The sequence below is a fragment of the Kitasatospora sp. NPDC003701 genome (assembly GCF_053587085.1).
In genome coordinates this window covers 1-9,059 of sequence record NZ_JBSFNM010000127.1, presented here as the reverse complement: position 1 = coordinate 9,059, position 9,059 = coordinate 1, and the positions used below count along the sequence as shown (strand labels likewise).

10 protein-coding genes are annotated in these 9,059 nt (G+C 75.1%); 3 read left to right on the top strand and 7 right to left on the bottom strand.

Annotated elements, in window-relative coordinates:
- Nucleotides 1–265: 265 nt before the first annotated feature.
- Nucleotides 266–1,726 (bottom strand): ATP-binding protein, encoded by a 1,461-nt coding sequence (locus tag ACWDRR_RS43725; RefSeq protein ID WP_449777926.1) that lies wholly within the window; start codon nt 1,724–1,726, stop codon nt 266–268.
- Nucleotides 1,719–2,396 carry a response regulator transcription factor gene (locus tag ACWDRR_RS43720; protein WP_449777925.1) on the bottom strand — a complete coding sequence of 226 codons (678 nt, stop codon included), beginning with the start codon at nt 2,394–2,396 and terminating at the stop codon, nt 1,719–1,721. The genes ACWDRR_RS43725 and ACWDRR_RS43720 overlap by 8 nt, the downstream gene beginning before the upstream one ends.
- 153 nt (nt 2,397–2,549) lie before the next feature.
- Between ACWDRR_RS43720 and ACWDRR_RS43715 the strand changes: the two genes are divergently transcribed.
- The 3 genes from ACWDRR_RS43715 (at nt 2,550) to ACWDRR_RS43705 (ending at nt 4,685) form a co-directional block, all read left to right on the top strand.
- On the top strand, nt 2,550–3,101 hold the full coding sequence (locus tag ACWDRR_RS43715) for a hypothetical protein (protein ID WP_449777924.1): 552 nt from the start codon (nt 2,550–2,552) through the stop codon (nt 3,099–3,101).
- A gap of 53 nt (nt 3,102–3,154) precedes the next feature.
- The gene (locus tag ACWDRR_RS43710) at nt 3,155–3,955 is read left to right on the top strand and encodes a COG4705 family protein (protein ID WP_449777923.1); all 801 of its coding nucleotides are present in this window, start codon (nt 3,155–3,157) and stop codon (nt 3,953–3,955) included.
- Between the two features lie 208 nt (nt 3,956–4,163).
- Nucleotides 4,164–4,685, top strand: a complete 522-nt coding sequence (locus ACWDRR_RS43705; RefSeq protein ID WP_449777922.1) for a TerD family protein — start codon at nt 4,164–4,166, stop codon at nt 4,683–4,685.
- Nucleotides 4,686–4,812: 127 nt separating this feature from the next.
- On the opposite strand, the gene ACWDRR_RS43700 is transcribed toward ACWDRR_RS43705, so the two are convergent.
- The 5 genes from ACWDRR_RS43700 to ACWDRR_RS43680 all read right to left on the bottom strand — a co-directional run bounded on the left by ACWDRR_RS43700 (nt 4,813) and on the right by ACWDRR_RS43680 (nt 8,949).
- Nucleotides 4,813–5,301 (bottom strand): ATP-binding protein, encoded by a 489-nt coding sequence (locus tag ACWDRR_RS43700; protein WP_449777921.1) that lies wholly within the window; start codon nt 5,299–5,301, stop codon nt 4,813–4,815.
- 138 nt (nt 5,302–5,439) lie between these two features.
- Nucleotides 5,440–5,826 carry a hypothetical protein gene (locus tag ACWDRR_RS43695; RefSeq protein WP_449777920.1) on the bottom strand — a complete coding sequence of 129 codons (387 nt, stop codon included), beginning with the start codon at nt 5,824–5,826 and terminating at the stop codon, nt 5,440–5,442.
- Between the two features lie 210 nt (nt 5,827–6,036).
- Nucleotides 6,037–6,807 (bottom strand): anti-sigma factor, encoded by a 771-nt coding sequence (locus ACWDRR_RS43690; protein ID WP_449777919.1) that lies wholly within the window; start codon nt 6,805–6,807, stop codon nt 6,037–6,039.
- Entirely contained in the window at nt 6,804–7,388 is a 585-nt protein-coding gene (gene sigK, locus ACWDRR_RS43685; RefSeq protein ID WP_449777927.1) for an ECF RNA polymerase sigma factor SigK, read from the bottom strand. The genes ACWDRR_RS43690 and sigK overlap by 4 nt, the downstream gene beginning before the upstream one ends.
- 253 nt (nt 7,389–7,641) lie before the next feature.
- On the bottom strand, nt 7,642–8,949 hold the full coding sequence (locus tag ACWDRR_RS43680; RefSeq protein WP_449777918.1) for a tetratricopeptide repeat protein: 1,308 nt from the start codon (nt 8,947–8,949) through the stop codon (nt 7,642–7,644).
- Between the last annotated feature and the right edge of the window lie 110 nt (nt 8,950–9,059).

Here is a 9,059-nt window from a genome sequence, read left to right as displayed (position 1 = left end):
CCCGACCGTGCTCCAGCTGGTCGTCTGGGCGGCGTACCTGATCCCGACCCTCGCGGTCTTCTTCGGCCTCCTCGGCGGCAGGCCCGCCAAGCCCGTCACCCCGCAGGCCGGCTCCGCGAAGACGACCGCCTGACCACCGATCCCCCGCAGCACCCCACCGCCCCGCCCGCACCCGCCGGACGGGGCGGTTCGGCGTCCGCCACCGGTCGGGTGTGCCGGTCCGCCGTCGGCACGGCGGCGTTCCCGCACCGCGGATGCCGGTCCGTCAGGGCTGCGTCCGCCGCCCGGGCAGGCGGGTGCGGAACGTGGTGCCGTCCGGGGTGTCCCGGACGGTGAGGGTGCCGCCGTGGAGGGTGGCGATGTCGCGGGCGATGGGCAGGCCGAGGCCGGTGCCGCCGTCGTCGCGGCTGCGGGCGTCGTCGAGGCGGGTGAACCGTTCGAAGATCCTCTCCCGGTCGGCGGGGTCGATCCGGGGGCCGTCGTTGGCGACGTCGAGGACGGCTTCCCCGGTCGCGGCGTCCCTGGACAGCCGGACGGTGACGCGGTGTCGGGCGTGGCGGCGGGCGTTGTCGAGGAGGTTGGTCAGCAGCCGGCCGAGCCACAGGGCGTTGCCGGTGACGGTGATCCCGTCCGGGGCGTGGAGGGTGACCGGGTGGGTCCCGGTCCCGCGGGCCCGGGTGGTGGTGCGGACGAGTTCGGTGAGGTCGACCGGTGCATCGGCGTGGTCGTTGCCGGTGGCGTCGAGGCGGGCCAGGAGCAGCAGGTCCGCGGCGAGTGACTGGAGGCGTTCGGTGTCCTCCAGCGCGCCTGCCACCAGGTCGGCGCGCACCTCGGGATCGGGGTGGGTGAGGGCGACCTCGAGTTGGGTGCGGAGCACCGCGAGCGGGCTGCGCAGTTCGTGGGAGGCGTCGGCGATGAACCGACGCTGGCGGGCGCCGGCGGCCTCCAGGCGGTCGAGCATGGCGTTCATCGTGCCGGCGAGGCGGGCGATCTCGTCGTCGCTGCGGGGCTCGGGGACGCGCCGGTCGAGATCGCGGTCGCCGATCGCGGCGACCTCGGCGCGGATGGCCTCGACCGGACGCAGCGCGCGGCCGGTCGCACGCCAGGTGAGGGCACCGACGGTGAGCAGCAGGACGGCGCTGAGGGCGGCGAGGGCGGCGGCGGTGAGGTCCTCGGCGGTGTCGGCGGTGCGCAGCGAGGCGCCGACGTGGACGGTGACCGGGCCGGTGGGGGTGTCGGCGGTGAGCGTGGTGACGCGCTGGTGGTGCTCCTCGCCGAGGGCGTGGAGGTTGTAGGTGTTGTGGCCGTCGCCGGCCCCGGTGGGGGCGAGGGCGGGTCGGCCCGCGAGGTTCTGGCTGGCGGCGACGACCGTGCCGTCGGCGGCGATGACCTGGATGAAGTCGGTGCCGTGGTCGAGCGGCAGCGGCGCGGTGAGGTGGCCGTCGGCGGCGAGCCGGGCGACGGCCTGGGCCTGCTCGCGGGCGCCCGTCTCGACGGTGCGTTCCAGGTTGGCGCGCAGCAGCAGGAGGACGGCGGCGGACGCGGCGAGCAGGACGACGGCGACGCTGGCGCAGGCGGCGAGGGTGGTGCGGGTCCGGACCGAGCGGGGCGCCAGTCGCGTGACCAGGGGGGCGACGCGGGGGTGCCGGGTGAGCCGCCGCAGCAGCGTGCGGGCACGGCGGCGCGTCGAGCGCAGCACCCCGCGGGCGGGGTCCGGGTCAGCCACCGTCGGCCGCCAGCCGGTAGCCGGCGCCGCGGACGGTCTGCACCGCCGCGCGCCCGAAGGGCGTGTCGATCTTGCGCCGGAGGGCGCTCACGTGGACCTCGACGGTGTTGGGGTCGCTGTCGGGGCCGCTGTCCCAGACCTGTTCGAGGATCTCCCGTTTGGAGACGGCCTCGCCGGCGCGGCGGGCGAGGTGGTCGAGGACGGCGAACTCGCGGGGCGTGAGGGGGACGGGGGTGCCGGCCCGGGTGCAGGTGCGGGCGGCGGAGTCCACCACGAGGTCGCCCAGGACGGTGCGCCGGGGCGCGCGGCTGCCGATGCGGCGGGCGAGGGCCTTGAGGCGGGCGACCAGGACGACGAAGGAGAACGGCTTGGACAGGTAGTCGTCCGCGCCGGTGTCCAGCGCCTCGGCCTCGTCCCACTCGCCGTCCTTGGCGGTCAGCATCAGGATGCCGGCGTCGCTGCCGGCGGCCCGCAGGCGCGCGCACACCCGGTAGCCGTTGAGGCCGGGCAGCATGATGTCGAGCACGATCACGTCGTAGGAATGGTCGGTCGCCCGGGCCAGGCCGGAGAGGCCGTCGTGGGCGACGTCGACGGTGAATCCCTCCGCGCTCAGCCCGTGCTGCAGCGCCAGGGCCAGTCGGCGCTCGTCCTCCACCACCAGTACACGCATACCCCCAGGGTGGCAGGTCGCCGGGGCGGGCGGCTGAAGGTGTCTTCAGGTCTTCAGCGCTCCTTCAGCAACGCCCGGTCATGCTGGCCCCATCGTCCGGGCGCAGGGCCCGGGCCTTGCCACAGGATCGGGGTGGGCGCGGTGGGCGAGCGCATGGAAGGCACGGAACCGCAGGAGCAGCCGGGTGCCGAGGGTGCCCGCAAGGGACTGGGCGGGCTGCGGCGGCTGCGAGGACGGTCGGCCCGCTGGGCGGCGGCCGGTGCGGCGGCGGTGGTGGTGATCGGCGGCGGTGCGGCCGCGGTGGCGGTCCACCACGAGGAGGACGGGCACGGCCGCCGCGCGGTGGCCGCCGAGGACGGCCACGGGGCCCGTGACGGGCGCGAGGGTCACGACGGGCGCGAGGGTCATGACGGTCGTGAGGGCCATGACGGCCGCAACGGCAAGGGGCACGACGGCGGACGGGAGGACGGACGTGGTGCGCAGGCCGCGCCGGCGCCGCTGCCGTCCCTGGACGCGGCCGACGCGGTCGCCAAGGCCTCGTCCGGGGTCGCGGGCGGCAAGGTGGAGTCCCTGACCGCCGTGAGCGAGCAGGGCAGTGGCCGGGCCTGGCGGGCCGTGGTGCTCGGCCCCGACGGTGTCCGGCACGTGGTGACCGTCGACGGGACCGCCGGCACGATCACCGGCAACACGGTCCAGGGCGGCTGAACCATCGGGTCGGTGCGGCCGGGCCGCGCCTCGAAGGAAGGAGCGCCGCAGCTGTGGGCGCCAGCACGACGATGACACGCGCGGCACGCCGCCGGGCCGGGCTCGCCCGGCCCGTGTGGAGCAAGGTCCCGCAGGTGACGGCCGCGTTCTGGGCCGTCAAGATCCTCACCACCGGGATGGGCGAGACCACCTCCGACTACCTCGCCCGCACCCTGGGGCCGCTACCGGCCGTCGGCTCGGCGGGCCTGCTGCTGGTGGCGGCGCTGGTCGCGCAGGCCCGTACCCGGCGCCACGTGCCGGCGGTCTACTGGGCGGCGGTGGTCATGGTGAGCGTGTTCGGCACCATGGCCGCCGACGTCGCGCACGTCGCCCTCGGCGTGCCGTACGCGCTGTCCGCGGCCGCCTTCGCCGCGGCCCTGGCCCTGGTGTTCTGGCTGTGGCACCGGACCGAGGGCACGCTCGCGGTGGAGACGGTCTCGGGCGGGCGGCCCGAGGTCTTCTACTGGTCGGCCGTGCTGGCGACCTTCGCACTCGGCACCGCCGTCGGCGATCTGACCGCGGCCACCCTCGGGTGGGGGTACCTGGCCTCCGGGCTGCTCTTCGCCGCGCTGATCGCCGTGCCGGCACTCGGTCACCGCCTGCTGCGGATGCCGTCCGTGCTCACCTTCTGGTGGGCCTACGTCCTCACCCGCCCACTCGGCGCCTGCTTCGCCGACTGGGCCGGCGTCAGCCGTGAGCGCGGCGGCCTCGACCTCGGCACCGGCCCGGTGAGTCTGGTGCTCGCCGTCGTCATCACGGCCGCCGTGGCGTGGTCGACGGCCCGTGCGCGGCGCGCGCCGCGCCTGCCGGCCTGAGCGCGCCCGGCCCGACCGCACCAGGGCAGGTGTTCGGTCATGGTCAAGGGGGCTCGGGCGAGGCGACCGGGCGGTCGACCAGGTCTCCAAGGCTGCGGAAAGCTGCAGTTGACGCACCATTAATTGTGTGCAAGTCAGATGAGCGCCCACAGTTGGTGGGTCGGCGGTGGCACCATGGAGGTCGGTGTGCCGACGAACGGAGAGTCCGATGAGCAGTCTCAACAAGGGTCTGGAACGGGTCGAAGTGGGCCTGATGTGGGATCCGAGTCCCACGGGCTCGGTGGCCCACGACCTTGACCTCGTCGCGGCGACGTACACCGACGGCACCCCGTCCGGCGCTCCCGCCTACCTGGTGCACATCAACAGCCGCTCTCCCGACGGCACGATCACGCTCAACAGGGACAGCCGCGACGGCAAGGGGCTCGGCGTCGACGAGCGCCTGATCGTGGAACTCGACCGCCTGGCGGACCGCTACGTCCGGGTGGTCGTGGGAGTCGCCATCCAGCAGCGGAACGGTCGGCTGACCTTCGGAGGCATAGCCCACCCCGCAGTACGGATCCGCACCGGACGCGATGAACTCGCGGCGGTGGACTTCGCCGGCGTCGGCGAGGCGACGGCTGCGAGGGTGGCGGAATTCGTCCGGGACGACTCAGGAGCCTGGGGGTTCCAGGCCGGCGTCTCCGGCTTCGACGCCGATCCGGCGACGTTCCTGACGATCATGGGCAGTTAGGGGGCCGCCGCCCCCCCGGGGTGCTGTCACCGGCGGATGGCGACCTGGACGAGGGCACCACGGAGCCGGCGCGCGGTCTGCTGACCCGATCCCCGGCGTCGGCGTGACCCGCGCGCGGCCCCCGCCGCTACCAGCGGCGGCTCCGGCCGGGGCGGGCGGCCACCGGGGCGGGCTCCGGTCCGGCGGCGGCTGCCGCCGCGACGGCCAGGTGGGCGTGGACGGTCTTGCCGCTGCCGGGGTCGAGGGTGGTGTAGAGGGCGTCGCAGAGGGCGGCCACCAGGCGGAGTCCCAGGCCGTTCGTCGCGCTGCCCGGTTCGGTCAGCCGGGGTTCCGGCAGGAGGCGGCTGGTGTCGCTGACGGCGATGTCGATGCCGGTGGCGTCACGGGCGAGGTGGACGCTCCCGGGGCCGACGGTGTGTCGGACGGCGTTGGTCACCAGCTCGCTGACGACCAGGAGGGTGTCGTCCCGCAGCGCCGGGGGGACGTGGGCGCGGGTCAGGAACGCCTGGGCGTGGGTGCGGACGTCGGCCACGCAGGAGGGGCGGGCCGGGAAGTGGTCGGTCCAGGCCGGCTGCGGAACCGGGGCGTGGGTGGGCTGGGGAGCGGTGGTGGTCATGGCCCGGCGGCCTTTCAGGAGCCGGCCGCCGCGGAGCGGTCGGTGGTGGGGCGGTGGTGGACGTGGGGGGCGGGCGGCGGTGCGCCGCCCGCCGGTGGTCGGTCGGTGGGTACCGGTGGCCCGGTGCGGTCGGTTGGTTCAGCGGCAGTACCAGCCGGCGGGAGTCCAGACGCGCTCCCAGTGGGCCGGAGTCCACTTCTGCTCCCAGCCGGCCTTGTGCCACACCTTGTGCCACGAACCGTGCTGCCAGTGGTGGTGGGTGTCCCACCAGCCCGGGTGCCACTCCTGCTGCCAGTGGCCGGGCTGCCAGACGGTCTGCCAGTGGCCGGGCACCAGCTTGTTCTCCCAGTGCGCCGGGTACCAGCGGCACTGGCTGTGCTGCTGGGTGCCGTGGTCGGTGGTCCGGACGGTGCTCGTCGTCGCGGCGGACGCCGCGCCGGCGGACGTGGCGATCGCAGCGCCGCCGCCCAGCATCACGCAGGTGGCGGCGATGGCCAGCGGCCTGGTGATCCGTGTCGTACGCATGGCTCGTCCTCCTTCCTGATCGGATGTCATCCGGCCTTGGCCGTCGCCCCTTTCCAGGTGGTCGGGCGGTGGGCCGGATCGGGTTCTCTGCTACTGATTCGCACCGGGCCCCACGGTCGGACGGGTCCGATCGGCGACGAATGTCGGGAATGTTCCCGGTCGTGGTGTGCAGAGAGCCGCTGAGTCCGCGCCGGCGCTCCGCCGTCGTCGTCAGACCCGGTGGGGGGACGCCAGCGGCAGGAGCATGAGCGGTCCGGCTGTGGGGTGGAGGGACCCTCCGGCCGGCTCGTCGGTGAGCGCGACGGCGCGGGCGCGGTCGAGGGGCGCGGTGAGCACCAGGGCGCCGTCGCCGGCGGACAGCAGCCCGGCCGGCGTCATCGTGCCGTCGTGGTCGAGCCACAGTTCGTAGACGCGTCCGGGGGCGGGCTGGGGGAGCCCGGCGGCCAGGAAGCCGGCCTGGTTGTGGCTGGGGGACCAGACGACCGTGCCGGTGCCGGACCCGTCGACGGCGGTGGCGGTGGTGACGCGGGCGTCCTGTGCGGTGAGGAGTTCGCCGAAGACGGCCTGCTGCGTGCGCAGCACGTCGGCCTGGCTCTGGGCCCGGTCGGCCTGGTCGTGCTGCTGGTAGGCGACGACCCCGAGGGTGGTGGCGATGGCGGTCGACGCGGCGAGCGCCAGGCGGGGCCACCTGCCGGCCGTCCTGCGGCGTCGCGGCGTCGCAGGACCGGGGCGTCCGCTCGGCGGCAGCTGGCGGACGCCGTCCAGCCGTCCCAGGACCCGGGGGCGCAGGGCGGGCGGTGCCTGGAGGCCCTGGGCGGCGCCGAGCCGGGCCAGGGTCGCGGTGAAGTCCTCGACCTCCCGCGCGCAGGTCTCGCACCGGCCGAGGTGGCGTTCGAACGCGTCGGTCTCGGCCGCCTCCAGGGCGTGGGCCGCGTACGCGCCGCTGAGCAGGTGGATGTTGCTGTCGGGTGCGATGGTCATGATCCGGCTCCCATGCAGTCGCGGAGCCGGATCAGGGCGTCGCGCAGGCGGGTCTTGACGGTGCTGAGCGGTGCGTCGAGGCGGGTGGAGACCTCCCGGTAGGTGAGACCGCCGTAGTAGGCCAGCAGTACGGACTGGCGCTGGAGGAAGGTCAGTTGGCGCAGGCAGTGACGGACCTGCTGGTGTTCGAGGCTCGCCTCGACCTCTTCGGCCACCGTGTCGAAGGAGGTCTCCTGGCTCCCGGCGGCGACCTTGTGGTCCCGCTCGGCCACGGCGCGGCAGTGGCGCACCCGGTCCACGGCCCGCCGGTGCGCGATGGTCAGCACCCACGGCGCCACCTCGCCGCGGCCGGGTTCGTAGCGCGCCGCGTTGCGCCACACGTCCAGCATCACCTCCTGGGTCACCTCCTCCGACTGGGCTTCGTCCCGCAGGACGCGGCGCACCAGGCTGTAGGCACGGCCGGCGAGGGCGTCGTACAGCTGCGCGTAGGCGTCCTGGTCGCCCTTGGCGACCCGGGCGATCAGCGGCTTCAGGTCGGGCTCGGGATCCGGCGCACGGGAGAGGTGGACGACGTTGTTCATGGTCTGGGCCCTTTCTCCGTGCGGATCCGGCGCCGTGGCGGGGACGGACGCGGTGCCGGGTGCGGCGCGCACGGGGAACTCCCGCGTGGACGGTGCGGTCGATGGCCGGGCGGGTCTCGCGGGCCCGCCCGGTCCCACCCGCTATTCGTTGCCGAGCGGCGGAGGGTTTGGTCCGCGTCGTCGGCCCCGTCGTCGGCCGCGCCGCCGGGGTGTCCGTCGGGGTGTCCGTCGGGGAGGCCGGCCCCGTGCCGTCTCAGGCCGGCAGGGCCGCGAGGCCGGCCCGGGCGCGCGGGGCGTGCAGCGGGCTGAACCAGGGGTCGATGGCGAGGGCTTCGGTGAGATGGGTACGGGCCGCCTCGGTACGGCCGAGTGCGCGCTCGATCTCGCCCCGGTGGTAGAGGAAGAGGGCGTTCTTCCAGCCGTGACGGCCGGCTTCCTCGGCGAGCACGAGCCCCTCCTCGTCCGCGCCCTGCTGGTGCAGGGCCCAGGCCAGCGCGTCCGCGACCAGGGCGTTGTGCCGACGGTCCCACTCGGCGCGCAGCAGGCGTACGGCTTCGGCGGGATCGCCGTGATCGGCGTGGTACTGGCCCAGGGCGAGGTCGTCGACGACGCCGTTGGCGGCGGCGAGGCGCTGTTCGGCCTCCAGGAGGCGGTACTGCTCGGCCGCCTCGGCGCCGTGGCCGAGGGATTCCTGGAGCTCGCCCAGTTCGAGGAGGTACTGGGGCAGCGGGACCTTCGCGATGGCGGCGGCGTAGTCGCGCAGGGCGCCGGGGGTGTCGTCGAGCGCGGCTTCGGCCCGGGCCAGGCCGGCGAGTGCGGGGGTGTGACCGGCGTCGTCGGCGAGCGCCTGGCGGTAGCCGGCGAGCGCGAGGTCGGGATGGCCCGAGTTCCGCTGGAGTTCGGCGATCTGGAAGCGGCAGAAGGCCCGGTCGGCGGGGTTCCAGGCGCCGGCCAGCGCCCGTTGGAGCGCCTCTTCGGCGTCGGCGGTGCGGCCGTGCTGTTCGAGGTCGTAGGCGGCGCGGGTGAAGGACGCGGTGCCGGGTCGGCGGTCGAGGAGCTGCTGGACGGCGTCGGTGGCGCCCGCCTCGTCGCCGAGCTGGGTCCGGGCGTCGGCCAGCACGGCGTAGGCGGGCCAGTGCACGGGAGAGGCGGCGATGGCCCGCTCGGCGAAGTCGCGAGCCTCGCCGAACAGGTGGCGGGCGTTGGCCAGTGCCCCGAGGCCGGTGTACGCCTCGACGTTCGCCTGCGGGACGAGCGCCAGCGAGCGGTGCAGGGCCTCGTCGGCCTTCGGGTAGTAGGACGGGTCGGCGGTCGACCGGGCCTGCTCGACGTACTCGCCGCCGAGCCTGGCCCAGCCGGCGGCGTCGGCCGGTACCAGGCGCAGCCGCTCCTGGTCGGCGCTGATCGCCCGGGTGAGGGCGTCGGCGGCGGTGGCCCGGGCACCGTGGCGCGCGTCGTCCGAGCCCGCCCCGGAGTCCGGTCCGGGCCGGCCGAGGGCCCCGAACGTCGCCAGGCCGCTGCACAGCACGGCGGTGGTGATCAGCAGTGGCAGGCGTCGCATGGGCTCTCCGGCGCACCGGAGTACGCGCAGAAGCAGTTCCCGGCGGTGATCGTGAGCACCGGCTTCCCCGGGATCGCGAAGAACCTGGTGACCCGGCTGAACTACCCGGG

Bases quoted from the DNA above. Each gene is read 5' to 3' on its own strand.
- ACWDRR_RS43720 (WP_449777925.1), bottom strand. From the start codon at position 2,396: ATGCGTGTACTGGTGGTGGAGGACGAGCGCCGACTGGCCCTGGCGCTG.
- ACWDRR_RS43715 (WP_449777924.1), top strand. From the start codon at position 2,550: ATGGAAGGCACGGAACCGCAGGAGCAGCCGGGTGCCGAGGGTGCCCGC.
- ACWDRR_RS43705 (WP_449777922.1), top strand. From the start codon at position 4,164: ATGAGCAGTCTCAACAAGGGTCTGGAACGGGTCGAAGTGGGCCTGATG.
- ACWDRR_RS43700 (WP_449777921.1), bottom strand. From the start codon at position 5,301: ATGACCACCACCGCTCCCCAGCCCACCCACGCCCCGGTTCCGCAGCCG.
- ACWDRR_RS43695 (WP_449777920.1), bottom strand. From the start codon at position 5,826: ATGCGTACGACACGGATCACCAGGCCGCTGGCCATCGCCGCCACCTGC.
- ACWDRR_RS43690 (WP_449777919.1), bottom strand. From the start codon at position 6,807: ATGACCATCGCACCCGACAGCAACATCCACCTGCTCAGCGGCGCGTAC.
- sigK (WP_449777927.1), bottom strand. From the start codon at position 7,388: ATGAACAACGTCGTCCACCTCTCCCGTGCGCCGGATCCCGAGCCCGAC.
- ACWDRR_RS43680 (WP_449777918.1), bottom strand. From the start codon at position 8,949: ATGCGACGCCTGCCACTGCTGATCACCACCGCCGTGCTGTGCAGCGGC.